The sequence below is a fragment of the Aliigemmobacter aestuarii genome (assembly GCF_004799285.1).
Classification (GTDB): Bacteria; Pseudomonadota; Alphaproteobacteria; order Rhodobacterales; family Rhodobacteraceae; genus Aliigemmobacter; species Aliigemmobacter aestuarii.
Genome location: NZ_SSND01000003.1, coordinates 368,931 through 392,839 on the forward strand (window position 1 = coordinate 368,931; position 23,909 = coordinate 392,839).

Sequence of the window (23,909 nt, forward strand, 5' to 3'; positions counted from 1 at the left end):
TTCCATCCTGCCGTTCAGCTGTCGGGCGGCAGGATGCCCAACCCGCGCAGATAGATCCCCATGCCGGTTTCCAGAAGCGCATCGGGATCGAAGGGGCGCTGCACGCCTGACGAACGGCGCAGGAACAGTTCAACGACCCCGTGGCTCATTGCCCAGGCATGGGCCGAAACCATCGTCGCCGGGGGGCGGCGGGCTTCGGGCATGTTGCGCGTGAGCCCGTCGGCCGCGCGATCCAGTACCGCGCGGGCCTTCTGCGCGACCTGCCCCAGTTCGGGGTGGTCGGCATGGTTCAGCCCGCTTTCGAACATCGCCACGTAATGGCCCGGATACTTGCGCGCAAAGGCCAGATAGGCGCGGCCCGTCGCCTCGAAGGCGGCAAGCGGCGTCGGCTTGCCACCGTCATAGGCGTAATCCATCAGCGCGGCGAAGACCTCGTATCCCTGCCGCGCGATTTCCGCCAGAAGATCCTCGCGCCCGGCGAAATGGCGATAGACGGCGGCGGGGGTCACGTCGGCGGCCTTTGCGGCCTCGGACAGGGTGAACCCTGTCGGCCCCTTTTCCGCGATCAGGTCAAGCGCAGCCTCGACCAGCGCCTGCCGCAGGTTGCCGTGATGATAGCCGCGCTTCGTCATTCGCGGCAGGCGGCCCACAGGTCCGGGCCGCCGCAGATCAGCGGATCGGCCTGTCCGATCAGGGCGGCATCCTTGCCCTTGAAGTCGACAGCGGTCAGGATCGTCTGGATCGCGGCGATGCGGGCGCGTTTCTTGTCATCCGACCGGATCACCGTCCAGGGTGCATGGGCCGTGTGCGACCGTTCCAGCGTTTCACCGATGGCGGCGCTGTAGTCATCCCATTTCTTCAGCCCCTCGACATCGATCCAGGACAGTTTCCACTGTTTCAGCGGGTCCTTTTCGCGGTCGAGGAAGCGTTTCAGTTGCGCGGCACGGCTGACATTCAGCCAGAGTTTCACAAGGGTGATCCCCTCATCCACGATCATCCGTTCGAACGAGGGCAACTGGTGGAAGAAATGTTCGCGCTGGTCGGGCGTGCAGAAGCCGAAGACATGTTCGACGACCCCGCGATTGTACCAGCTGCGGTCGAACAGCGCGATTTCCCCCGCGGCGGGCAGCCAGTCGACATAGCGCTGGAAATACCACTGCGTCGCCTCGCGGTCAGAGGGTTTCGACAGAGCCACGACATTGGCCACACGCGGATTGAGGTTCTCGCGCACGCGTTCGATGGTGCCGCCCTTGCCTGCCGCGTCGCGCCCCTCGAAGACCACGACGATGCGCTTTCCGGTGTCCTTCACATCGGCCTGAAACCGGACAAGCTGGCGTTGCAGGGCGTCCATCTGCGCGTCATAGGCCTTGCCCTTCATCTCTTCGCGGTAAGGGAAGGACGGGGACAGGATATCGTCCTTGTCGGCCGCCTCGATGGCCTTGCGGATCGCTTTCGGGGCTTCCTCGCGGAAGAACCGGCTGATTGCGCCATCGAAGGGAAGATCGTCCATCGTCTGCTCCTGGTACGGTTTGGCGCAGTATGGCGGGGCGCTGCGGTCAGCGCAATCCGGCCCGGCGGGCGGCCCGGTCGATGGCGGCGGCGACGGCCTCGGGGTGGGTGTGGTGCGGCATGTGGCCGGCGCCCGGCAGTTCGGTCAGGACCGCGCCGGGGATCACCCGCGCCAGCCTGCGGGAATGGGTGTCGATCGGGGTGATCGTATCGGCATCGCCGTGCAGGATCTCGACCGGCAGCGCGATGTCGCCATAGCGTTCCGCCATTGCGCGCACATGGGGCAGCAGCCCGTTCACCTGCGCGGTGTTGGCGCGCAGGCTGTGGCGGCGCAGGGACAGGCCCGCGCCGACCCGTTCCAGATAGCCCGGAGGCGCGGGATCGGGGGCGAAGATTTCCGCCACCGTGCTTTCCGCCAACCGGGCCGGGGCATAGGCCGCGATCAACGGCGCTAGGATCGCCCGGCCCGCGCGGCTGTCCGTCAGCCGGTACCACAGGCCAAGCCCCCCCTCCCACGGCATCGTCGCGCCCGAGACGATCACCAGCCCCGCCGCCCCCTGCGGTGCCTCCAGCGCCCATGCCAGCGCCACCGCACCGCCATAGCTGTGGCCAAGGACCAGGGGCCGCGTCGCGCCCAGGCGGGACGCCGCCGCGCGCAGGATGCGGGCCTGTTCGCCCGGCGACAGGATCGGCGCGCCACCGTCCGTCGTCCAGCCAAGGCCCGGACGGTCCATCGCGATGACGCGGTAGCGGCGCGCCAGATCATCGGCCAGCGCATGGGTGAAATCGCGCGTGTTGCCGCTGGCGCCGTGGATCAGCACCAGATCGGGCCCCTCGCCGCGCACATCGGCATGGACCTGCACGCCGTCAACCGTCAGAACCTGCCCGGTGGGGGGAAATGCCGCCTCGGCCGCGGCCTCGCGCGCGGCGGCGCGGCGGTCTGTCACCAGGACGGCGCCGCCCAGGACGGCCGCGGTCGCGATCAGGCTAAGTGCCAATTTCCGAAAGCTCATATGGCGTGGACTGATAGATCTCGTTGATCCAGTTGCCATATAGGAGATGCGCGTGGCTTCGCCAGCGGTTCGTCGGCGGCTTGGCGGGATTGTCATCGGGATAGTAGTTGATCGGCACGTTGATCGGCGTGCCGTTGGCCACGTCGCGGTCGTATTCCTGTTTCAGCGTGTCGCTGTCGTATTCGAAATGGTTGAAGATATAAAGCGCGCGATGCGCCGGGTCCTCGACCAGACAGGGGCCGACCTCGTCCGATCCCAGAAGCGTGCGCAATCCGGGCACGGCGTCGATCTCGGCCTGTCGCATCTCGGTCCAGCGGCTGACCGGGATCACGAAATCGTCCGAGAATCCGCGCAGATAGGGCGAGGCGGGCGCAAGGCTGCGGTGCCGGAAGCAGCCGAAGGCCTTGGCGGGCAGCATGTGCTTGTTGACGCCGTGGAAGTGATAGATCATCGCCATCCCGCCCCAGCAGACGCCGAAGGTGGAATGGACATGGCCCTGCGTCCAGTCGAAGATCCGGGTCAGTTCGTCCCAGTAGGTGACCTCTTCGAAAGGCAGATGTTCGATCGGTGCGCCGGTGATGATCAGCCCGTCGAATTTTTCGCCCGAGGCCTCGACCTCGGCGAAGGGCCGATAGAACGTTTCCATGTGTTCGGCGGCGGTGTTCTTCGTCTGGTGGTCCGACATCCGGATCAACTGAAAGTCGATCTGAAGCGGCGTCGCCCCGATCAGCCGGGCGAACTGGTTTTCCGTCTGGATCTTCTTGGGCATCAGGTTCAGCAGGCCGATGCGGATCGGACGGATGTCCTGCCGCGCCGCGCGTTCCGGCGACATGACCATGACGCCTTCCTGGCTCAGGACGGAATAGGCGGGCAGGGTTTCGGGCAGGGTGATGGGCATCGTCGTCTCCGCAATCGGGCGGTTTACTTAGGACTTGGCCGCGGCGGCCTCAAGGGCTCGGGCGATCAAACGGTCGAAATCGGCCGGGGTGGCCACCTGTGCGACCTCTTCGGCGGTGACGGTGACACCCCAGCGGGCCATCGCCGCATAGCGCGGCTGGCGGTGATCCAGCACCTGCGCATAGGCAAAGCGCAGGAAGGCGTCGGGATCGACCTTTTCGGCAGGCTTTCCCTCGCGCGCCAGATAGTCGGCCCATATGCGGGCCAGGAAGTCGGGCTGGTAATAGATCGGCTTCGGGGCGCGGTCGAAGCGGCGGATCAGTTCCGCGCGATGTGCCTCGCTGCCCTTGATCCAGACCATCAGCAGGTTCCGCGAAAGCTCGGTCATCACCGGATCTTCGGGGTTGTCGGGATCGACCACCTCACAGATGGACCCGCCGCTGTCGCAGACGAAATTCCGATAGCCGTAAAGGTCATTGGCCCGCTCGATGAACCGCGTCGTGTCCAGAAGGGCGGCGATTTCCGCATCGCGGTGCTGCGCCTGCCGACGCAGGTATTCGTCAAAGGGCACGCCGCCGCGGTCGGGATCGCCCGGCTTGCCCAGATAGGTCGACAGCGGCGCGAGGTTGTTGAAGGTGATGTTCGAGGCGATATAGACGCTGTCGGTCATCAGCAATTCGCGCAGGAACGGGTTCTTCATCGCCTCGCGCTTGAAGTTGTCGGCGATGAATTCGCCCATGTAGCGGGTGCCGATCCGGTAATCGACGGAATAGTGGAACCAGTCGCCCGCATCGCGCAGCATGTTCGACAGATGGGTCTTTCCAAGGCCCGACATGCCGAACAGAAGCACGCGCTTCTCGCCTGTAGCGTGCCAGTCTTGGGGGGTCTTGTAGATCATCGCCGTCTTCCCAAAGGGGCCTTTTCCGCCTGTTACCTTCTGGAACGGGGGAATTCACGCGAAAAACGCGGGACCCTGCGGAAGGTCCGTCGGGTGCGGCACCGATGCCGAAGGGTCATGCACCGGACGGGCCAGGGCTGGGGAATGCGAAAAGGCCCCGCCAGCGGACGGGGCCTTTCGACAGTCATGTGCCGCGATCAGAAGCTGAAGCCAACCTTCAGGCCGACGCCGACGGTCTTGTTGTCGCGGAAATTGGCCAGGGTGGTCCCGGCCGGGAAGGGCGCGGGCGCTTCGGTCTTGGCGTTGCCGATCTTGGCATAGGTCACGCCGCCCGACACGCGGACATTGTCCTTGGTGTAGGTCAGCCCAAGGCCAAGCGCGGTGTAGCCATCGGTCGGGCCAAGGTTCCCGGCAAAGCCGCCGTTCGATTTCTCGTGGCTGACAAAGACCGCACCCGACAGGTTTTCGGTGAAGCGACGCCCCAGACCCACGGTGTAGGTGATGCTGTCGTCGTCGTAATCCACCAGCGACCCGCCGCCCGTCGCGGTCGTGTAGACGGTGGGGGTGATGTCGAAGGCCGTCCAGTCGCGCCAGCGGACCGAACCGAAGACAAGCGTGTCCTTGGCCACGCCGGTCTGGAAGTCCAGCGTCAGGGCCTGCGGCACCTCGGATTCGAACCGCGTCTGGACCGGGCCGGTCGGCGTCAGTTCGGTGGCGCGGAAGTTGTGGGTGATCGCCGAGGTATAGGTCAGCGCCACGCGCAGGGCGATTTCCGGCTTTTCGTAGGCCGCACCCAGCATGTAGCCATAATCCGTCTCGCGGCTGGTCGACATCGTGTAGCCGTTGAACAGCGCGACATTGCCTTCGGCGCGCTGCGCGGTCAGGCCGCCGTAGACGCTGACATTGCCGTTCACCTTGTAGCGCAGCATGGCGGTCAGGGCCTGCGACTTGATCGTCGCGGTCGAGCCACCATAGATATAGCCGGTAGCCGGCGCATAGGCCACGTCGGCGCCCACGGGCGTGTTCAGCAGCAGACCCAGATCCCACTGATCGTTCAGCTGCTTCTTCATCGCGAAGGACAGCGTGGTGTAATCCTCGGTCATGTTGCGCGAATTCTGACCCGCCGGGATCGCACCGCCGGTCGGAAGCGGAATCGCAATCGCGGTCACACCAGAAACAGAAGGCGACGCATTGCCGAAGGAAATATCGACGTAGTTTCCGTTCTCGAACAGGATTGCCGGCCCGATCACAGAACGCTCGATTCCGCCTGCCGCTGCCGCGGTTGCCGTCAGCGCAAGGGCGCCAAGGGCGGTTGTGGTTGTTTTCATTGTCCTCATCCCCATGGAACCAAAGCCGGGCTCCTCTCCCGGCACTGCCAAAAAGCTATGCCCAGCCCGGCTGGCCGGTCAATCAATGACGCCGCGTCACGTTTTCGTGACGTCGGGGCTGTGGCGCAGTTGCCCGATTTTTCCGCGCGACCGACCCGCCCGGCTCAACTCTGCCGCAGGTTGATCCAGTTCGCCAGCAGGATGATCCCGGCACCGATGGCGACCCACAGATCGACCGCCTCGCCGTAAAAGGCCATGCCGACGATGGCAATCACCGGCAAGCGGATGAAATCCATCGGCATGACCACCGAGGCCGAGGCAAGCGACAGCGCGGTCGTGAGGCAGAAATGCGCAAGCAGCCCGCAGATCGAGATCAGCGCGAGCCAGGGCAGGGTGGCCAAGGTGGGCCAGGCGGCCTGCCCGTCGTGGAAGCTCGCAAGGATGCCGAAGACAAGCTGGATCAGCGTCAGCCAGAACAGGATCGACACGATCCCCTCGTGCCGGGTCAGGGACTTGGTCTGGATCGCGGTCATGGCAAAGCAGAGGGCGGCCCCCGCGGCGGCAAGAAGGCCCGGATCAAGCTGCCCCATGTCGGGGCGGGCGACGATCAGGATGCCCGCAAAACCGATCGCGGCGGCCAGCATCTTGTTGCGGGTCAGCGTCTCGCCCAGAAAGACGGGCGCCAGCAGGACGACCCAGATCGGCGCGGTGAATTCCAGCGCGAAGACCTGCGCAAGCGGCGCGACCGTGATCGCCCAGAACCACAGGTTCTGCCCGGCGAAATGCGTGAGGTTGCGAAGGATGTGACCCCGCAGGCGTTCGGTCCGGACCTCGCGCAGGCGGCCAAGCACGACGATCGCCGCCAGCACGCCGGCAAGGCCGAAAGCGGACCGCCACATCATGATCTCGAACGTGTCATGAACCGGGGAAACCGCCCGCCCGGCCACCGCCATCGCGGTGAAAGAGACGATCGCCCCGGTCATCCAGAGCGCGGCCGCAAGCGGCCGTTGTTGTGTCTGTGTCAAGGGGGGCGTCGCTGTCATCGGCGCAGTCTTGACGCGGGGCGCGACCGCTGTCCAGCCCGGAGGGCTTGACCGAAGGCAAGGCGCCGCCGCCCGGACCGTGGCAGGAATGGCCTGCAACAGGAGGAACCGGGATGGATGCCTACATCCTTGCACGCGCGCTGCACGTGCTGGCCGTCGTGCACTGGATCGGCGGGGTCTCGATGGTGACGCTCGTCATCCTGCCCGGCCTGAGGCAGATCGCGCCCGATCAACGTCTGGACCTGTTCGAGAGGATCGAAGGCCGGTTTGGCGCGCAAGCGAGGATCAGCACGCTTCTTGCCGGGCTGTCGGGGTTCTGGATGCTGCATGAAACCGGATGGGGCCGCCTGCTGGACGGGGCAAACTGGTGGCTTGTTCTGATGGTCGTGGTCTGGGCGATCTTCACCGTCATCCTGTTCGTGGCCGAACCGCTGTTCCTGCACGCCTGGTTTCACCGCCGCGCAAGCCGCGCCCCCGAGGCCACATTTGCCTTGATCCTGCGGATGCACCGCGTCCTTCTGGCGCTGTCGGCGGTTGCCGTGGGCGCGGGCGTGGTGGGCGCGCACGGCGGGCTGTGAAGGACATCAAAGAGGCGCCGAACTCGACCTGAATTCAGCGCCTTGCGTTGGGTTTTGAACCTTTCACTCCAGCTCGATCGTGCCGGGCGGCTTCGACGTGCAGTCATAGAACACGCGGTTCACGCCCTGCACCTCGTTGATGATCCGTGTCGCCGTCTCGCCCAGGAAGTCGTGGGTGAAGGGGTAGTAATCGGCCGTCATCCCGTCAACCGAGGTTACCGCCCGCAGCGCCAGCGCATAGTCATAGGTCCGCCCGTCGCCCATCACGCCCACGGTGCGCATCGGCAGAAGCGCCGCGAAGGCCTGCCAGATCTCGTCATAAAGCCCGTGCTTGCGGATCTGGTCGATATAGACGGCATCGGCCCGGCGCAGGATCTCAAGCTTGTCGCGGGTGATCTCGCCGGGGCAGCGGATCGCAAGGCCGGGGCCGGGGAAGGGATGGCGGCCGATGAAGCTTTGCGGCAGGCCGAGTTCGCGGCCAAGCGCGCGTACCTCGTCCTTGAAAAGCTCGCGCAGCGGTTCGACCAGCTTCATCCCCATCTTTTCGGGCAAGCCGCCCACGTTGTGATGCGATTTGATCGTGACCGAAGGCCCACCCGAGAAGCTGACGCTTTCGATCACGTCGGGGTAAAGCGTACCCTGCGCAAGGAAGGTTGCGCCGCCAACGGATTTGGCATGCTTTTCAAAGACCTCGATGAACAGCCTGCCAATCGTCTTGCGCTTGACCTCGGGGTCGCTGACGCCTTCCAGCGCGTTCAGGAACAGGTCGCTTTCATCGGCATGGATCAGCGGCATGTTGTAGTGGTCGCGGAACATGGTGACGACCTGTTCGGCCTCGCCCAGACGAAGCAGGCCGTGATCGACGAAGACGCAGGTCAGCTGGTCTCCGATCGCTTCGTGGATCAGGACCGCAGCGACCGAGCTGTCGACACCGCCCGACAGGCCGCAGATCACCTTCTGGTCGCCCACCTGTTCGCGGATCTTGCGGATCGCCTCCTCGCGATAGGCGCCCATCGTCCAGTCGCCGTGGAACCCCGCCAGACGCACGAAATTCTCGTAAAGCTTCGCGCCCTTGGGGGTGTGATGCACCTCGGGGTGGAACTGCACCGCGAAGAACCGGCGCGCGGGGTCGGCGGTGATCGCGAAGGGGGCATTGGGCGAGGTGCCATAGACCTGGAAGCCCGGCGCGATGGCCGAGACATGGTCGCCATGGCTCATCCAGACCTGCTCGCGCCCGTCTGCGAACCAGCCATCCAGAAGCGGCAGGCCGTCGCCCGCGGGGGTGACATAGGCCCGGCCGAATTCGGCAGTGCCATGCCCGCGTTCCACCTTGCCGCCCAGACAGTGCATCATCACCTGCTGGCCATAGCAGATGCCAAGGATCGGCACGCCCATGTCGAAGACGCTCGCCGGGGGCATCGGCGCCCCTTCGGAAAAGACACTGGCCGGCCCCCCCGAGAAGATCACCGCCTTCGGATCGAAGGCGCGCAGGAAGGCGTCGTCGACCTTGTTGAACGGGTGGATTTCGCAATAGACATTCAGCTCGCGCAGGCGCCGCGCGATCAGCTGCGTGACCTGGGAACCGAAGTCGATGATGAGGAGGCGTTCGTGATGGGTCATGCGCCCGCGTAGCCAATGGCGGGCGGAATCGCAAGGGGGCTTGGGCGGGACGTCGTCACGCGCCGGGGGTTTTCCACCCCCGGACCCCCGGAGGGTATTTCGATCAGGTTGAAGGCGGCGGGGCGAAGCCCGTGGGCATGTCGTTTTCGGGTGGCAAGCGGCGGAAATGATCTGCGGGTGACGTCGCTTTGGCGGCATAAGGGCCGAAAGCGACAGGGCCCCGTGCGGGGCGCGATCCCGGAGGACAGTGCATGAGCGATGTGGCAGCAGGACGGCGGGCACGGGGCGGCGGTGCCGCACGGCGGGCGGAACGGACGGCGGTCAGCCTGGACACCGCACGTTTCATCACCCGCAACATCCCGAATTTCGAGATCCTGAACGAAGAGGCGCTTCAGATCATCGAATGGAACGCGGAAACCGTGCTGGAAGAAATCGGCGTCAACTTCCTTGAAAACCCGGCGGCACTGGAACGCTGGCGTCAGGCCGGGGCCGATGTGCGGGGCGAACGCGTGCACATTCCGCGCGGCCTTGCGCGCAAGCTCTGCGCCACCGCGCCCTCGACCTTCACCCAGCACGCGCGCAACCCGGCCCGCAACGTCGAGATCGGCGGCCGGAACCTGGTGCTCGCGCCGGTCTACGGCCCGCCCTTCGTGCGCGACCGCGAAGGTGGCCGCCGCTATGCCACGATGGAGGATTTCCGGAACTTCGTGAAACTCGGCTACATGTCGAAATGGCTGCACCATTCCGGCGGCACGGTCTGCGAACCGACCGACGTGGCGGTGAACAAACGGCACCTGGACATGCTGCATGCGCATATGACGCTGTCCGACAAGCCCTTCATGGGCTCGGTGACGGAACCCGTTCGGGCCGAGGATTCGATCGAGATGGCGAAGCTGCTGTTCGGGTCGGATTTCGTCGATCAGAACGTGGTGATGACGAGCCTGATCAACATCAACAGCCCGCTTACCTTCGACAGCACCATGATGGGCGCGCTGGAAGTGTACGCCAAGGCCGGTCAGGCGGCGATCGTCAGCCCCTTCATCGTGGGCGGCGCGATGGCCCCGGTGACGGTGGCGGGCACGCTGACGCAGGTTCTGGCCGAGGTTCTGGCGGGCGTGGCCTACAGCCAGCTGGTGCGCCCCGGCGCCCCGGTGATCTTCGGGGCCTTCGTGACCTCGATCGACATGAATTCCGGCGCGCCCACCTTCGGCACGCCCGAGGCTGCCCATATCACCTATGGCGCCGGGCAACTGGCGCGGCGTCTGGGGCTGCCCTACCGCTCGGGCGGGTCGTTCTGCGGCTCGAAGCTGCCCGACGCGCAGGCGGCCTATGAAACGGCGAACAGCCTGAACATGGCGCTCTTGGCGGGTGTGAACTTCATGCTGCACGCCTGTGGCTGGCTGGAAGGCGGGCTGGTGTCGTCCTACGAGAAATTCGTGATGGACGCCGACCAGCTGGGCACGTTGCACCATCTGGCGCAGGGCATCATGATGGACGAGAACGGCCAGGGCATGGACGCCATCCGCGAGGTCGGGCCCGGCGGCCATTACCTCGGCTGCGCGCATACCCAGGCGAATTTCAAGTCGGCCTTCTGGCGGTCTGACCTGCTGGATTACAAGCCTTTCGAGACCTGGGACGAGGAAGGCGCGCGCGATACGGAAACCCTTGCCGCCGAACGCGTCCGCAAGATGCTGGGCGATTACCAGAAGCCGGATCTGGATCCGGCGATCGAAGACGCGCTGAACGACTATGTCGCAAGGAAAAAGGGGTCGATGCCTGACGCCTTCGTCTGATCGTGCCGCCGGAACGCCGGCGGGCGACTTTCAGCCTGATGATCAGGGGCCCGGTCTTCCGGGCCCCTTGCCTTTTCCGGCTTGGTCTCAGGCGGGGGTCTGGTCGCGGGGCAGGAGCCGCATCTCGGCCAGAAGCGCGATCAGGATGTCGATGTGCCGGCAGAGGGAATAACCCGCCTCGCCCCCGGTCCGTTCGGCTTCAAGCCGCGCCTCTTCGGCCAGAAGCCGGGGCAGGGTGGCTTCGGGGCCCTCCGACCCGCCAAGGCCGATCAGCCGGCGCAGGTCGCGGTCGCGCCGGTAGTCCGAAAGGCCGATCCGGGCGGCGCGGATCAACAGGCCCGGGCGGCGCAGGTCGTTGAGCAGGGTGCGGAACTGGGTCATCTGGTCCTCCGTTCTTGACGACAGGAAGATTGCACCTGTGCAACCCGGCGTTGCGCGACCGGCGATGGTGGCGCGCGGTGGTGAATTTATTGTTTAAGAATTAGAAACAATTATCGGGAACAGCGGTTTTGTTAACCAACCGGAAACAATTGCTACCAAGGGTTGAATTGTTCGAAATCGGCCGGTTCCGGCCCGGACACTGGGGAAAGACATGCCAGTTTGCGATACCTCGGGCAATGATCTGCCGGGATGGTTGCCCGCGCCGGTGCGCACCTACCTGAGCCATACGGAAACCGGCGTGCCCTTGCGCGAACTGGCCCGGCGATCCGGTTTGCATGCCTCGACCATCCTGCGCCAGGTACGCCGATACGAGAACCGCCGCGACGATCCGCTGGTGGACGAGGCGTTGACCGCGCTCGGCCGGATCACCGGCGGCCATTCCCGTATTTCCCAGCAGAAGGACAGATCCGGCATGACGGCCACGCTTCGCAAGATGCCTCCACTTCCCGACAGCACGACGATCGACACCGAGGCCCGGCGCATCCTGCGCAGGCTGAACGAACCCGGCGCTGTCCTGGCGCTTTCGGCCGATCTTGAAAAGGCGGTGGTGCTGAAGGCCGCGGGCGGCGGCCAGATGGTGCAGACCGCCGTGGTGGACCGGGGCATCGCCCGGGCCTTTGCCCTGAAGGAATGGATCGTCTGCCGCGCGTCGGGGCGGGTTTCGACCTACGAGATCACGGCCTCGGGCCGGGTCACGCTGAAACGGTTGCTGGCGCAGTCGGGGCAACCGGGATTTGCGGATCAGGGAACGCCTTTTGCCCGCCAGCATCGCGAGATGGCCGAACGCGACATCCATTCGGGCGACGGTGGCCGTCAGAGGGTGCGCTGCAACCTGTCCGAAAGCCCGGTTTCGGTTCTTGCGCGGCGGCGCGAAAAGGACGGACGCCCCTTCCTGTCGCCCGATCTGGTGGCGGCGGCCGAACGGCTGCGCGAGGATTTCGAACTGGCCCAGATGGGGCCGCGGGTGGCGCAGAACTGGGAACGCTTCCTGACCGCGGGCGACCGGGGCGGGTTTCAGCCGGGCGGCCCGCGCGAGGGGGGCTCCACCGCCGCGCGCGACCGGGTGGCGGCCGCGCTGCGCGATCTCGGGCCGGGACTGGGCGATGTGGCGCTCAGGGTGTGTTGCTTTCTGGAGGGTGTCGAGACCGCCGAACGCCGCATGGGTTGGGCCGCGCGGTCGGGCAAGATCGTGCTGCGCATCGCGCTCCAGCGGCTCCGGCGGCATTACGACGAGACCTACGGGCGGTCCGGTCCGCTGATCGGCTGACGGACGCGGCGGGAAAAGGGGCAAACGGGCGCCACGGGGCGCCCGTTTTCGTATCTTCATAGCGGTATTGGCGCAGAAACCGACCCGTTGTCAGGCCGGGGCGCGGGTAAAGCCCATGGCGTGGACAAGGCCCGCCAGCGCCCCACCGGCCAGCGGCGCCACGATGAACAGCCACAGGTCGGCCAGCGCCTTGCCCCCGACCAGGACCGCCGGCCCGAAAGAGCGCGCAGGGTTCACCGAAACGCCCGTCACGTTGATCCCCACAAGGTGGATTCCCGCAAGCGTCAGGCCGATGGCCAGCCCGGCGAAACCGGGTGCCGCGCCATTCCCCGTCGCGCCAAGGATCACGGTCACGAAAAGGAAGGTCATCACGAATTCGAAGACCAGCGCCGCGCCGACCGAATATTCGCCCAGATAGCCCTCGCCATAGCCGTTCTGGCCAAGGCCGTTCACCGCGACCGTATAGTCCGCCTGGCCCGAGGCGATCACCATCAGGATCGTCGCCCCGATCAGGGCGCCCGCACATTGCGCCACGGCATAAAGGCCGAATTCGCGCAGCGTCATCCGCGAGGCCATGACCATCCCCAGCGACACCGCCGGATTGAGATGCGCGCCCGATATGGCGCCAAGCCCATAGGCCGCGGCAACGATGGAAATTCCGAAGGCCAGCGAGATGCCCGTCATGCCGATATGGTCGCCCATCAGCACCGCGGCCCCGCAGCCGAACAGCACGAGGATCAGCGTTCCCAGCCCTTCTGCGATCAGTTTCTTTAACATGTCCATTCCTTCACTCGTCCTCAGTCACGTGCTCAGTCACGTGCGCGCAGGCAGGAACCGCCGGTCCGGTTGCCATTGCGCCCGGAAAGGCCTATCTCTGCGGCAGGCCAACCGTCAGGGGGAAATTCCCGTGCGCGATCTCAAGCTTCCCGACCAGCGTCACCCCGAAAAGGCGCACCGGCCCGACAATGTCCAGCCGAAGAAACCCGCCTGGATCCGCGTCAAGGCGCCCACGTCCGAGGGCTACAAGCAGACCCGCGACATCCTGAAGGAAAAGAAGCTTGTCACCGTCTGCGAAGAGGCGGGTTGCCCGAATGTGGGCGAGTGCTGGAGCCACGGCCACGCAACCATGATGATCATGGGCGAAATCTGCACACGGGGCTGCACCTTCTGCAACGTGGCGACCGGCAAGCCGCAGACACTCGACGCGTTCGAACCGGGACGCGTGGCTCATGCCGTGGCCGAACTGGGGCTGAAACATGTGGTGATCACCTCGGTCGACCGCGACGATCTGGAGGATGGCGGGGCCGAACATTTCGCCCAGACCATCCGCGCAGTCCGCCACCGCAGCCCGGACACGACGATCGAGGTGCTGACGCCCGATTTCCTGAAATGCCCGCCTTCGGCGCTTGAGGCCGTCGTGGCCGCGCGTCCCGATGTGTTCAACCACAATCTGGAAACCGTGCCCGGCCTCTATCACGAGGTCCGCCCCGGTGCGCGCTATTTCCACAGCCTGCGCCTGTTGCAGCGGGTCAAGGAACTGGACCCGACCATGTTCACCAAGTCCGGCATCATGGTGGGCCTGGGAGAAGACCGGCAGGCGGTCCTGCAGGTGATGGACGACATGCGCAGTGCCGATGTGGATTTCCTGACCATCGGCCAGTATCTGCAACCCACCCCGAAACACCACCGCGTGGACCGGTTCGTGACGCCCGAGGAATTCGCGGCCTATGAAAAGGCGGCCTATGGCAAGGGGTTCCTGATGGTTTCGGCCACGCCTCTGACCCGATCCTCCTATCACGCGGGCGAGGATTTCGCCCGCCTGCGCGCCGCACGGCTGGCAAAGCTGGGGCGCGGGTAGGGGCCGAGTTTTCTGCGAAAACTCGGAATCACCCGATTTTCGCAGAAAATCGGGCCTGCGCGGTCAGAACAGGAAACGCACCGGCCCGTTGTGGCAGATCACGATCAGCTGGTTGCCGGCTTCCAGCATGTGAAAGCCGCGGCGGCGCACCTCGAGTTCGAAACGTTCGAGGCCGACCTCTTTCTCGACCCAGAATCGGTTGCGTCGGATGACGCCACCGTTTGCCGATTTCGCGGCGAAGATCAGCGCGATCCACCTGTCCGGGCCGCCTCGCGGAAGGACCGGGGCAAAGGGCTTGACGGAAGCGGGCGCGGGCGGGGCCGGATGGCGGAACTGGTTCATCCGCCGATCCTGGAACGGGCTTGGTTAAGCCGGGGTTAAGACTGTTCCCGTCACGGCACCGGCGGGACGCGTTTCAGGTAGGCCGCCACCGCCTGCCGGTCTGCTTCGGGCAGACGCGCGAAGTTGTCCACCACATGGGCCATATGGCCGCCGACGCTGTCATATTCGGGGGTGAAGCCCGAGGTCAGATAGGCCACGATGTCGGCCTCGGACCAATTCAGCGCGGCGGGGGTGATGTTGGGGGTGCGGCCCCGGCCGTCGGGGTTCGGCGCGCCCGCGAGCCAGCGCGACCGGTCGAGGCCGCCAAGCGCATTCCGGGGCGTGTGACATTCGCCGCAATGGCCAAGCGCCTCGGCCAGGTAGCGGCCGCGCGTCTCGGCCTCGGTCAGATCGCCCGTCACGACCCAGTCGCCGGTCCCGAACAGCATCTTCCAGCCGCCGAGGCTGCGGCGGATGTTGAAGGGAAAAGGCACCTCATGCGGCTGGCTCGGGCTGGCCGAGGGCGGAAGCCCGTCCATGAAGGCCTTCAGGTCCGCGATATCCTGCGGTTCGGCCTTGCCATAGGCAGCATAGGGAAAGGCGGGAAAGTAATGCGCGCCCTCGGGCGACACGCCCGCCATCACCGCGTTGGCGAACTCTTCGAGCGACCAGCCGCCGATGCCATGGGTCGGGTCGGGTGAGATATTGGGGGCGATGAACGTGCCGAAGGGCGAGGCAAAGCGCTGACCGCCCGCCAGCACCAGTTTCGCCTCGCCCTCAGCGGCTGGCGCCATGTGGCACGAGGCGCAGCCCGCGGCATGAAACACCGCCTCGCCCCGCGTGGCATCCCCCGAAAGCCCGGCAACGACGGACGGGGGAAGCGGGCTCGGCTGTGTCAGAAGCCAGAAGGCCGCAAAGCCGCCGCACAGCATGGCAACACCGAAAAGAAGGAACCGCCGCATCATCCGGTCATCCCAATGGCATGATCAAACATTTCAAGCATGGGGCAATCGGGGCCGGTCGTCCACCATCGAAATCGTGATGCGGCCCGCATGCCGGCTACGTCAGGGGCGGCGCAGGTTGTTCACCGTAAACCAGTCGGGCCAGCCCCAGAGCCATTCGATTCCCGCCAGGACAAGCCCTGCCGCCACGATCGCGGCGACAATCCTCACCTGCCGCCCCGAGGGCGGGTTCCGGACCCAGCGTTTCATCCGCAAAAGCCAGGTCGGGTTCATCCGGCGGGCGCCTCGTCAACGAAACGCACCTTGCCGATGTAGGGCAGGTTGCGGTTGCGCTGCGCGAAATCGATGCCATAGCCCACGACGAATTCGTCGGGGATCTCGAACCCGGTCCAGGTCGCCTTGATGTCGACCTCGCGGCGCGAGGGCTTGTCGAGAAGGGCGCAGACCTCGAGCCGGCGGGGTTCGCGCGAAAGAAGCAGTTTCTTGACGTGATGCAGGGTAAACCCGGTGTCGACGATATCCTCGACAACCAGCACGTCGCGCCCGGCGATCTCGCCCCTCAGGTCCTTCAGGATGCGCACTTCGCGCGAGGAATGCATCGCATCGCCATAAGACGAGGCTTCAAGGAAATCGACCTCGACGGGCAGGTCGATCTCGCGCACCAGATCGGCGATGAACACGAACGAGCCGCGCAAAAGCCCGACGACGACCAGTTTGTCGGTTCCCCTGAAATGGTCGGTGATCTCGGTGGCCAGATCTTCGACACGGGCGGCGATGGCCTTGGCGCTGATCATCTGATCTATCACATATGGGCGTTGCGGCATGGCGACCTCTTGATTTCCGGCAAGGCTTTACCGCAAAACCCCGCCCAGTGTCACCAGACCATCGGCCTAGGCAGAAAAAAGGACCACCGGCAAACGATGCCCAGACATCACGAGACAAAGCGCCTGCCCTATACGGCACGGCAGATGTATGACCTCGTGGCCGATGTCCCGTCCTATCCGCAGTTCCTGCCCTGGACGGCCGCCGCGCGCGTCCGGTCGCGCCGCCCGATCGATGGGGGCGAACTGCTTGAGGCGGATCTGGTCATCTCGTTCAAGGTTTTCCGGGAAAGATTCGGCAGCCGGGTAGAGCTTTTCCCCGAACAGATGCGCATAAATACCGAATATCTGGACGGCCCCTTCAAATACATGAAATCCACCTGGGCGTTCCGTGACCGGCCCGATGGCGGGTGCGATGTCGAATTCTTTGTCGATTTCGAATTCCGTAATGCCATATTGCAGGGCATCATCGGCGTCGTGTTCAACGAGGCGATGTTGCGGGTGGTCCGTGCCTTCGAGGCGCGCGCCGCAGAACTCTACGGCCCGGGGAGAGCCTGAGGGATGATGAAGGACAACAGGCCGGTCGCGCCGGCGACACCGCCGCGCGTCTGGCCGCTTGAGGCATTGATTGGCACCTTCGCCACGCTGGGAACCTTCGCACTGGTCGTGTGGATCCTCTACAACGGGCGCGACGTGCTGATGCCGCTGGCCTTCGCCATCGTCGTGGCCTTCGTCCTGTGGACAGCGGTGGACTGGATGGGGCGCCTGCCGCTGATCGGGGCCACGCCGATCTGGCTCAGGCATTTCGTGGTGCTGGGGATTGCAGTCTTTGCGCTGATGGCGATGTTCCTGCAGCTCAGGACCAACATCGAGGTGCTGGCGCGTGCGGTCCCGGCCTATCAGCTGAACATCATCGACATGGTGGAACGGCTGGACCTGCGGTTCGGGCTGGACGAGCTTTGGTCGGGCGGCCTGTCGCGCGTTCTGTCGGAACAGGTGGATCTGCAGGGCTTCATCCGCGGCACGCTGTTCACGCTGACGAATATCGGCGGGCTGGTCGCGCTGATCTTCCTCTACACCGCGTTCCTTCTGGTGGAATATACCGGGATCGTGGCCAAGATGCGCATCGCCTTCGATGACGAGGAAGGTGTGGAGCGGCTTTTGTCGCTGGGTCATCAGGTCAACGAACGGATCGGCGGCTATCTGGCGATCAAGACGCTGATCAATATCCTTCTGGGCAGCGCCTCTTATGTTGCACTGCTTTGGCTCGGGGTCGATCTGGCCGGTTTCTGGGCCATCGTGATCGGGCTGCTGAATTACGTGCCCTATCTCGGCTCGGCGGCGGGCGTGGCGTTGCCATCGCTCATGGCGCTGGCGCAGACCGGGAACCTTGGGCAGACGGCGCTGGTCGTCGTCGTGCTGTCGGCACTGCAATTCATCATCGGCGCGGTGATCGAACCCCGCGTCATCGGGCAGCGGATGAACCTGTCGCCGCTTGTCGTGCTTTTGAGCCTGGCCTGCTGGTTTGCCGTCTGGGGCCTGCCGGGCGCGGCCCTGGCGATCCCGCTGACGGTGATCATCGTGTCGCTTCTGGGGGCGTTCTCGTTCACGCGGCCCTTCGCGGTGATGCTGTCGAACAACGGGCGCGTCTGAAACAGTCGGGGCGTGAAAGGGCCGAGCGGCCCTGTCAGGCCTCCAGCGCCCGCGCCAGAAGCGCCAGCGCATGCCGGGTGGCGGCGGCGCGCACCCTGTCGCGGCCAAGGGCGCCGAACTCCACCGTTTCGGCAGTGACACCCTGCACCGTGGCGATGGCAAAGCACACCCGGCCCTCGGGCTTGAAATCCGATCCGCCGGGCCCGGCAATGCCCGTGATGGCGACCGCCAGATCAACGCCCGCCCGGTCGCGCGCGCCCTGCGCCATTTCCTGCGCGACCGGTTCGGACACGGCGCCATGGGTGGCAAGGGTATCGGGTGCTACGCCCAGCATCTGGGTCTTGGCCGCGTTGGAATAGGTCACGAACCCCCGGTCGAAAACCGCCGACGAGCCCGCAATATCGGTCAGGGCGGCCGCGACCATCCCGCCGGTGCAGCTTTCGGCGGTGGCGATGTGCCAGCCACGGGCGCGCGCGGCGGCGAGGATGGCGGCAGGGTCCGCCATCAGAACCCCATCAGCCCGTGCCAGAGCCCGGCGGCGATCACCGTCGCGGCGCCGGCGAAAAGGCCCGCCCAGAGGTCATCCAGCATCACCCCCGGCGCATCGCCGCGCCGGTCGGCCCGGCCCACAAGCCACGGCTTCCAGATATCGAACAGCCGGAAGAAGGCAAAGGCCGCAACCCAGCCGGGCCAGGCATCCAGCGCCCAGTCCTCGACCCCGCGATGCCAGAAGGCCGCGGCGGGAAAGACCAGCGCCAGCCACTGGCCCGCGACCTCGTCGATCACGATCTCGGACGGGTCCTCGCCCGGACGCCCCGCAAGTTCCCTGGCACAGGCCCAGAAACCCAGTGCCGTGACGACCATCGTCGCAGCCATCAGTGCGGGAAAGCCAAAGAGGTGGTCGATCGCGATCCCCAGGGCGACGGCCACAGCCGATCCCCAGGTGCCGGGGGCAGGGCGCAGAAGCCCCACGCCGAAGAATGTCGTCAGAACCCGCGTCATGCCTGCACCAGCGTTGCTGTCGCAATTGCGGCGATGCCTTCCTCGCGCCCGGTGAAGCCCAGCCTTTCGGAAGTGGTCGCCTTGACCGACACGCGGGACGGATCGACACCCAAGATATCCGCCAGCGCCGCCTGCATGGCCAGGGCATGGGGCCCGATCTTCGGTCGCTCGCAAATCAGGGTGACATCGCAATTGGCCAGGGAGAACCCGCGCTCGGCGGCGAGGTCGATTGCATGGCGCAGGAAGATGTGGCTTGCCGCGCCTTTCCACTGCGGATCGCTCGGCGGGAAATGGCGGCCGATGTCGCCCTCGGCCAGGGCGCCATAGATCGCATCGGTCAGCGCATGCATCCCCACATCGGCATCCGAATGGCCCAGAAGCGCGCGGTCATGCGGCACACGCACACCGCACAGCCAGACGTGATCGCCCTCGGTAAAGGCATGCACGTCAAAGCCGTTGCCAAGTCTGATGTCCATCCGCCGCCGCCCCTTCAGGATCGCCTCGGCCCGGGCGAAATCGGCGGGCCAGGTCAGTTTCAGGTTGTCTTCGTCGCCTTCAACGATGGCCACGTCAAGACCCGCCGCGCGGGCGACCTCGACATCATCCGCCGCGCCTCCGGAATGGCCGCGATGCGCGGCAAGGATGGCATCGTAATGAAATGCCTGCGGTGTCTGCGCGCGGAAAAGCCCCGTGCGGTCGACGGTTCCGGCGACCCGTGCCCCCTCGGCCCGCCAGAGCGCATCGGTGACCGGCAGCGCCGGGGCCGCGCCTGCCGCGTGATCGAGTGCCGCAACCAGCCGGTCGACCAGCGCACGCCCGATCAGGGGGCGCGCGCCGTCATGGATCAGCACACGGGTGATCCCGCGGCCCTGAAGCGCCTCAAGCGCGTTGCGCACGCTCTGGTCGCGGCTTGCCCCGCCTACGACGACAAGCGCATCCCCCGCCGAATCCCCCGCCGACTCCCCCGTCACGTCCCGCGCAAGGTCGGCATCCTCGGGGTGGATCACCAGGACGCGGAATGGCAGGTGCGCGAAGGCCGCCAGCGCATGGGCCACGACGGGCCGTCCGGCCAGGTCGCGCCACTGTTTCGGCAGCCCGCCGCCCGCGCGGGTGCCGCGCCCGGCGGCCAGAACGATGGCGGCTGTGGTCATTCCTCACCTTCCCGCGCTTGCGCCGCCCCGGGGTTGTGGGGCAGGGATGCCCCTGCATAGGCGGAAGTTCACGGTCTGACAATGCAGTGGCATTTTCCGCCGATGCTGCCTATTTTTTATGCAAAGCGGAACATCCGCACAGAATTGCGGCATGACCTCGTTGGAAATGCCCCGGCGGCCCGCCTATCGCTGGGATGGAAAGGATGACATCGTGACCTTCACGCTTGGCTCTGCCCGGATCTCGCCACCTGTCCTGCTGGCCCCGCTGGCCGGGATCACCGACCTGCCGTTCCGGCGTCTGGTGTCGCGGTTCGGGACCGGTCTGGTCGTGTCCGAGATGGTCGCAAGCCAGGAGGTGGTTCAGGCGCGCCCGCTGGCCCGCGCGAGGGCCGAACTGGGGTTCGGCGAGCAGGCGACCTCGGTGCAACTGGCCGGGCGCGAACCCTACTGGATGGCCGAGGCCGCGCGCTATGTCGCCGATCAGGGCGCGCAGGTGATCGACATCAACATGGGCTGCCCGGCCAAAAAGGTGACGACAGGCTATTCCGGTTCGGCCCTGATGAAGGACCCCGATCACGCGCTGAGACTGATCGAGGCCGTCGTGGGCGCGGTTGATGTGCCGGTGACGCTGAAGACGCGGCTGGGGTGGAACGATGACTGCCTGAATGCCCCCGATCTGGCCCGGCGTGCCGAGGGCGCGGGCGTGCGGATGGTCACGATCCACGGTCGCACCCGCTGTCAGTTTTACAAGGGCCGCGCCGACTGGGCCGCGATCCGCCGGGTGACCGAGGCCGTTGGCGTGCCGGTGATCGCGAATGGCGATATCGTCGATGCTGCCACGGCCCGCCGGGCGCTGGAACTTTCCGGTGCGTGCGGCGTGATGGTGGGACGGGGCGCGCAGGGCAGGCCCTGGGCGCTGGCACAGATCGCGGCCGACCTCTTCGGCACGGCGGCGCCGGTCATCCCGCAAGGCGCGGCGCTGGCCGATCTGGTGGCGGGGCATTATGACGACATGCTGTCCTTCTACGGGCGCGACCTTGGCGTGAAGGTCGCACGCAAACATCTGGGCTGGTATCTGGAAACCGCCGGGCGCGAGGACAGCCGCAGCGCGGTGCTGACGGCGGAGGATCCCGCGCGGGTGGTCCGCCTGATCCGTGCGGCCCTGTCCAGCCCCGAACGGGAGGCCGCATGAAAGGCTTTCGCCAGCCCTATCCGGTTCCCGGCGTGGTCTGGGCCTCGCTGCCGATCCCGGCGGTGCTGATCGACGAGGCGGGCGGGGTGATCGAGGTCAACCCGGCGGCGGAACTGTTTTTCAACGCTTCGGCCCGCAGCCTGAAAGGGCAGCGGGTGGAAGAGCGGGTGCGGGTGGACGCGAATCTGGACGAGGCCGTCACCCGCGCCCGCGCGAACCAGTCGGCGTTGTTCATCAACGATGTCGATGTGACGGTGGGCGACCGGGGGCCGGTGCAATGCACCGTCCAGATCGCGCCGATGGCCGACAATCCGGATGTGGTGATGCTGCTGTTTTCCCCGCGCGAGATCGCCGACCGGCTCGGCCGTGCCGGGGCGGCCAAGACCGCCGCGAAATCCGCCATCGGCATGGCCGAGATGCTGGCACATGAAATCAAGAACCCGCTGGCGGGCATCTCGGGCGCGGCGCAGCTTCTGTCGATGAACCTGACGCCCGAGGATCGCGAACTGACCGATCTCATCGTCGAAGAGACGCGGCGGATCGTGAAGCTTCTGGAGCAGGTCGAACAGTTCGGCAACCTGCGCCCGCCGGAACGCCGCGTGGTCAACATCCACGACGCTTTGGACCGCGCGCGGCGGTCTGCCCAGATCGGCTTTGCCGCGAAGATGACCTTTATCGAGGATTACGACCCCTCGCTGCCGCCGACGCTAGCCGATCCCGACCAGCTGATGCAGGTGTTCCTGAACCTGATCAAGAACGCGGCAGAGGCCGCCGGCCCCGAGGGCGGCACGATCCGGCTGCACACCTTCTATGACCTGTCGCTGCGGCTGCGCCGCAAGGATGGCAGTGGCGGCGCCCTGCCGCTTCAGGTCGAGGTCATCGACGACGGGCCGGGCCTGCCGCCGGGCATCGCCGAGGATATCTTCGAGCCTTTCGTATCAGGCAAGGAAAACGGCACCGGGCTGGGGCTGGCTCTGGTGTCGAAGATCATCACCGAACATGACGGCTGGATCGCGGTGGATTCCGTGCCCCGCCGGACCGTGTTCCGCGTGTCGCTGCCGATGGCGCCGCGCGAACCCAGGAAGAAGGAGAGCACTTGATGGATGGCACCGTCCTTGTCGCGGATGACGATCGCACGATCCGCACCGTCCTGACCCAGGCGCTGACGCGGGCCGGATGCAAGGTGCACGCCACCGCCTCGCTTGTGACGCTGATGCGTTGGGTCGAAGAGGGCAAGGGCGACCTCGTGATATCGGATGTGGTCATGCCGGACGGCAATGGGCTCGAGGCGCTGCCAAAGATCACGCGGATCCGGCCGGGCCTGCCCGTCATCGTGATCTCGGCGCAGAACACGATCATGACGGCGATCCAGGCGGCCGAGGCCGAGGCCTTCGACTATCTGCCCAAGCCCTTCGACCTTCCCGACCTGATGAAGCGCTCCGCGAAGGCGCTGGAAATCAAGCGCCGTGCGCCCAAGGCGGGACCGGCCCCGCGCGAGGCGGGCGACGACTTGCCGCTGGTTGGCCGGACGCCTGCGATGCAGACGCTTTACCGGCTGGTGGCCAAGGTGATGAACACCGAACTCTCGGTTCTGGTCACCGGCGAATCGGGCACCGGCAAATCGCTGATCGCGCGGGCGATCCACGATTTTTCCGACCGCCGCAACATGCCCTTCGTGGTCGCCCAGGCAAGCGACCTTCAGGGGCTCGACGGCCCGGCGAACTTGCTGGCTCGGGCACGCGGCGGCAGTCTCGTCTTTGACGAGGTGGCCGATTACGACGACGAAACCCAGGGCCGGATCGTGCGGATGCTGGACATGCCGGGCGACAACGCGCCGCGCTTCATGGCAACGAGCCAGATCGACCTGGCGCGGCTGATGGAAAACGGGGGCTTCCGGCAGGATCTGTTCTATCGCCTGGGGGGCGTCACGCTGCATGTGCCCGCGTTGCGCGAAAGGGTCGATGACATCCCGCTTCTGGCCGATCATTTCCTGGCGCGCGGCGAACGCGATCTTGGCACGATCCGCCGCCTGTCGTCCGAGGCGCGCGAGCTTGTCCGCGCCTATCCCTGGCCCGGCAACGTCCGGCAACTGGAAAACACCCTGCGGCGGCTGATGGTCACCTCGTCGGAACCCGAAATCACCCGGTCCGAGATCGAAGGCGCGCTTGGCCACATGCCCGATGTGGAACCGCTGAAGGGGGCGGGCGAGGGGGATCGCCTGTCGTCCTCGGTCGCCCGGCACCTGAAACGCTACTTTGACCTGCATGGCGGCCAGCTGCCCCCGCCCGGCGTCTATCAGCGCATCCTGAAGGAAATCGAGGTGCCGCTGATCGAGATCGCGCTGGATGCAACAGCCGGAAATCAGGCCCGTTGCGCCGATCTTCTGGGCATCAACCGCAATACCCTGCGCAAGAAGATCACGGACCTCGATATTCGCGTGACTCGCCGCCGCAAACTGATGTAAACCTGCAACATAGGGCGTGCTTCTGGTGTCGCATCGGACTCGCACGCACAAGATATGGCAGGGCGGCATCACTGGATGCGCCGGGGATTGAGAGGTGG

26 protein-coding genes are annotated in these 23,909 nt (G+C 65.9%); 9 read left to right on the plus strand and 17 right to left on the minus strand.

The genetic code is table 11. The features are described 5' to 3' along the window. Window positions 1-14 precede the first annotated feature (14 nt). The 7 genes from E7811_RS12965 to E7811_RS12995 all read right to left on the minus strand — a co-directional run bounded on the left by E7811_RS12965 (window position 15) and on the right by E7811_RS12995 (window position 6,628). Entirely contained in the window at window positions 15-632 is a 618-nt protein-coding gene (locus tag E7811_RS12965; protein WP_136395072.1) for a TetR/AcrR family transcriptional regulator, read from the minus strand. Then, window positions 629-1,510 carry a polyphosphate kinase 2 gene (ppk2, locus tag E7811_RS12970; RefSeq protein ID WP_136395073.1) on the minus strand — a complete coding sequence of 294 codons (882 nt, stop codon included), beginning with the start codon at window positions 1,508-1,510 and terminating at the stop codon, window positions 629-631. The genes E7811_RS12965 and ppk2 overlap by 4 nt, the downstream gene beginning before the upstream one ends. A 46-nt stretch (window positions 1,511-1,556) precedes the next feature. After that, a complete protein-coding gene (locus E7811_RS12975) occupies window positions 1,557-2,507 on the minus strand; it encodes an alpha/beta fold hydrolase (RefSeq protein ID WP_246020425.1) in 951 nt (316 codons plus the stop codon). Next, window positions 2,497-3,420, minus strand: a complete 924-nt coding sequence (gene metA, locus E7811_RS12980) for a homoserine O-acetyltransferase MetA (protein WP_136395075.1) — start codon at window positions 3,418-3,420, stop codon at window positions 2,497-2,499. The genes E7811_RS12975 and metA overlap by 11 nt, the downstream gene beginning before the upstream one ends. 27 nt (window positions 3,421-3,447) lie before the next feature. Further along, window positions 3,448-4,317, minus strand: coding sequence for an ATPase (locus E7811_RS12985; protein WP_136395076.1), 870 nt, complete (start codon window positions 4,315-4,317; stop codon window positions 3,448-3,450). A 197-nt stretch (window positions 4,318-4,514) separates the two neighbouring features. After that, window positions 4,515-5,645 (minus strand): outer membrane protein transport protein, encoded by a 1,131-nt coding sequence (locus E7811_RS12990; protein ID WP_136395077.1) that lies wholly within the window; start codon window positions 5,643-5,645, stop codon window positions 4,515-4,517. Window positions 5,646-5,809: 164 nt separating this feature from the next. Continuing rightward, the gene (locus E7811_RS12995; RefSeq protein WP_136395220.1) at window positions 5,810-6,628 is read right to left on the minus strand and encodes a DMT family transporter; all 819 of its coding nucleotides are present in this window, start codon (window positions 6,626-6,628) and stop codon (window positions 5,810-5,812) included. A gap of 173 nt (window positions 6,629-6,801) precedes the next feature. Here E7811_RS12995 and E7811_RS13000 point away from each other — a divergent pair, with 173 nt between their 5' ends. Next, window positions 6,802-7,266, plus strand: a complete 465-nt coding sequence (locus tag E7811_RS13000; protein WP_136395078.1) for a hypothetical protein — start codon at window positions 6,802-6,804, stop codon at window positions 7,264-7,266. Window positions 7,267-7,329: 63 nt separating this feature from the next. Here E7811_RS13000 and guaA read toward each other — a convergent pair whose 3' ends face one another. Then, the gene (guaA, locus tag E7811_RS13005; RefSeq protein ID WP_136395079.1) at window positions 7,330-8,886 is read right to left on the minus strand and encodes a glutamine-hydrolyzing GMP synthase; all 1,557 of its coding nucleotides are present in this window, start codon (window positions 8,884-8,886) and stop codon (window positions 7,330-7,332) included. A gap of 251 nt (window positions 8,887-9,137) precedes the next feature. Here guaA and E7811_RS13010 point away from each other — a divergent pair, with 251 nt between their 5' ends. After that, on the plus strand, window positions 9,138-10,679 hold the full coding sequence (locus E7811_RS13010) for a trimethylamine methyltransferase family protein (protein WP_136395080.1): 1,542 nt from the start codon (window positions 9,138-9,140) through the stop codon (window positions 10,677-10,679). Window positions 10,680-10,766: 87 nt separating this feature from the next. On the opposite strand, the gene E7811_RS13015 is transcribed toward E7811_RS13010, so the two are convergent. After that, the gene (locus E7811_RS13015) at window positions 10,767-11,060 is read right to left on the minus strand and encodes a DUF6477 family protein (RefSeq protein ID WP_136395081.1); all 294 of its coding nucleotides are present in this window, start codon (window positions 11,058-11,060) and stop codon (window positions 10,767-10,769) included. Between the two features lie 211 nt (window positions 11,061-11,271). Between E7811_RS13015 and E7811_RS13020 the strand changes: the two genes are divergently transcribed. Next, window positions 11,272-12,387 (plus strand): DUF6456 domain-containing protein, encoded by a 1,116-nt coding sequence (locus tag E7811_RS13020; protein WP_136395082.1) that lies wholly within the window; start codon window positions 11,272-11,274, stop codon window positions 12,385-12,387. Between the two features lie 90 nt (window positions 12,388-12,477). Here the strand turns inward: E7811_RS13020 and E7811_RS13025 are convergent, their stop codons facing one another. After that, window positions 12,478-13,164: an aquaporin gene (locus E7811_RS13025; protein WP_136395083.1), complete on the minus strand. Its 687-nt coding sequence runs from the start codon at window positions 13,162-13,164 to the stop codon at window positions 12,478-12,480. 130 nt (window positions 13,165-13,294) lie between these two features. Here E7811_RS13025 and lipA point away from each other — a divergent pair, with 130 nt between their 5' ends. Next, window positions 13,295-14,245: a lipoyl synthase gene (gene lipA / locus E7811_RS13030; RefSeq protein ID WP_168733020.1), complete on the plus strand. Its 951-nt coding sequence runs from the start codon at window positions 13,295-13,297 to the stop codon at window positions 14,243-14,245. A gap of 63 nt (window positions 14,246-14,308) precedes the next feature. Here the strand turns inward: lipA and E7811_RS13035 are convergent, their stop codons facing one another. From E7811_RS13035 to hpt, 4 genes are all read right to left on the minus strand, one after another. After that, the gene (locus tag E7811_RS13035; protein ID WP_246020426.1) at window positions 14,309-14,587 is read right to left on the minus strand and encodes an N-(5'-phosphoribosyl)anthranilate isomerase; all 279 of its coding nucleotides are present in this window, start codon (window positions 14,585-14,587) and stop codon (window positions 14,309-14,311) included. Between the two features lie 50 nt (window positions 14,588-14,637). Next, window positions 14,638-15,528, minus strand: coding sequence for a cytochrome c (locus tag E7811_RS13040; protein WP_136395084.1), 891 nt, complete (start codon window positions 15,526-15,528; stop codon window positions 14,638-14,640). A gap of 102 nt (window positions 15,529-15,630) precedes the next feature. After that, window positions 15,631-15,801, minus strand: a complete 171-nt coding sequence (locus E7811_RS17930) for a hypothetical protein (protein WP_168733021.1) — start codon at window positions 15,799-15,801, stop codon at window positions 15,631-15,633. Further along, window positions 15,798-16,352, minus strand: coding sequence for a hypoxanthine phosphoribosyltransferase (gene hpt, locus E7811_RS13045; RefSeq protein WP_136395085.1), 555 nt, complete (start codon window positions 16,350-16,352; stop codon window positions 15,798-15,800). Before hpt ends, E7811_RS17930 begins: the two co-directional genes overlap by 4 nt. A gap of 96 nt (window positions 16,353-16,448) precedes the next feature. Here hpt and E7811_RS13050 point away from each other — a divergent pair, with 96 nt between their 5' ends. Next, a complete protein-coding gene (locus E7811_RS13050) occupies window positions 16,449-16,907 on the plus strand; it encodes a type II toxin-antitoxin system RatA family toxin (protein WP_136395086.1) in 459 nt (152 codons plus the stop codon). Window positions 16,908-16,910: 3 nt separating this feature from the next. Then, complete coding sequence (locus E7811_RS13055; RefSeq protein WP_136395087.1) at window positions 16,911-18,002, plus strand: AI-2E family transporter; 1,092 nt, start codon at window positions 16,911-16,913, stop codon at window positions 18,000-18,002. 34 nt (window positions 18,003-18,036) lie between these two features. Here E7811_RS13055 and E7811_RS13060 read toward each other — a convergent pair whose 3' ends face one another. The 3 genes from E7811_RS13060 to E7811_RS13070 are packed head-to-tail and all read right to left on the minus strand — an operon-like array spanning window position 18,037 to window position 20,155. Continuing rightward, window positions 18,037-18,507, minus strand: a complete 471-nt coding sequence (locus tag E7811_RS13060; protein WP_136395088.1) for a CinA family protein — start codon at window positions 18,505-18,507, stop codon at window positions 18,037-18,039. After that, window positions 18,507-19,004 (minus strand): phosphatidylglycerophosphatase A family protein, encoded by a 498-nt coding sequence (locus E7811_RS13065; RefSeq protein WP_136395089.1) that lies wholly within the window; start codon window positions 19,002-19,004, stop codon window positions 18,507-18,509. The genes E7811_RS13060 and E7811_RS13065 overlap by 1 nt, the downstream gene beginning before the upstream one ends. Further along, window positions 19,001-20,155, minus strand: coding sequence for a bifunctional 2-C-methyl-D-erythritol 4-phosphate cytidylyltransferase/2-C-methyl-D-erythritol 2,4-cyclodiphosphate synthase (locus E7811_RS13070; RefSeq protein WP_136395090.1), 1,155 nt, complete (start codon window positions 20,153-20,155; stop codon window positions 19,001-19,003). The genes E7811_RS13065 and E7811_RS13070 overlap by 4 nt, the downstream gene beginning before the upstream one ends. A gap of 211 nt (window positions 20,156-20,366) precedes the next feature. Between E7811_RS13070 and dusB the strand changes: the two genes are divergently transcribed. Genes dusB through E7811_RS13085 form a run of 3 tightly spaced genes read left to right on the plus strand, consistent with a single transcriptional unit; the run spans window position 20,367 to window position 23,811 of the window. Further along, the gene (gene dusB, locus E7811_RS13075) at window positions 20,367-21,347 is read left to right on the plus strand and encodes a tRNA dihydrouridine synthase DusB (RefSeq protein WP_394345623.1); all 981 of its coding nucleotides are present in this window, start codon (window positions 20,367-20,369) and stop codon (window positions 21,345-21,347) included. Beyond that, complete coding sequence (locus E7811_RS13080) at window positions 21,344-22,447, plus strand: two-component system sensor histidine kinase NtrB (RefSeq protein WP_136395091.1); 1,104 nt, start codon at window positions 21,344-21,346, stop codon at window positions 22,445-22,447. Before dusB ends, E7811_RS13080 begins: the two co-directional genes overlap by 4 nt. Beyond that, the gene (locus E7811_RS13085) at window positions 22,447-23,811 is read left to right on the plus strand and encodes a response regulator (RefSeq protein WP_136395092.1); all 1,365 of its coding nucleotides are present in this window, start codon (window positions 22,447-22,449) and stop codon (window positions 23,809-23,811) included. The genes E7811_RS13080 and E7811_RS13085 overlap by 1 nt, the downstream gene beginning before the upstream one ends. Window positions 23,812-23,909: the final 98 nt, after the last annotated feature.